We start from the raw sequence: 483 nt of genomic DNA on the forward strand, positions 1-483 counted from the left end.
GGCGTCGATGGCGGTGAAGGTTTTGATACCGTCGATTACTCGACGTCGTCCGCTGCCGTGAACGTCGACATTCGCCCGGGCACCGGTTTGCCAGGTGTCGGTGGCGATTCGCAGGGTGTGACCCTGACCAACGTCGAGAAAGTCATCGGTTCGGCATTCAACGATACCTTCACGACCGACGCCTACCTCTTTGCCACTTACGACGGTGGTGCCGGTGATGACATCTACTACGTCAACGGCGGTGGCGTGACCGTCATCGAGCAGGCGGGTGGCGGCAACGATGAAGTGCGTGTCAGCTACAAAGAGCACACGCTGGCGGCCAACGTCGAGCGTCTGACCTACACCGGCACCGGTTCGTTTACCGGCTGGGGCAATGCCAGCGACAACATCATCACCGGCGGCAACGGCAACGACGTGTTCTATGGTGGTGGCGGTGCCGACCAGTTCTTCGGTGGTGCGGGTCGCGACACCGTGTCGTACCTC

At 61.3% G+C, this 483-nt stretch carries 1 protein-coding gene; it reads left to right on the forward strand.

Features of this window, described 5'->3' with window-relative positions; genetic code table 11:
• On the forward strand, window positions 1-483 hold a 483-nt coding region (locus tag ACKLNA_RS29145; RefSeq protein WP_408987850.1), incomplete at both ends, for a calcium-binding protein.

The sequence above is a fragment of the Pseudomonas sp. UV AK001 genome (assembly GCF_046097675.1).
Taxonomy (GTDB): domain Bacteria; phylum Pseudomonadota; class Gammaproteobacteria; order Pseudomonadales; family Pseudomonadaceae; genus Aquipseudomonas; species Aquipseudomonas kribbensis.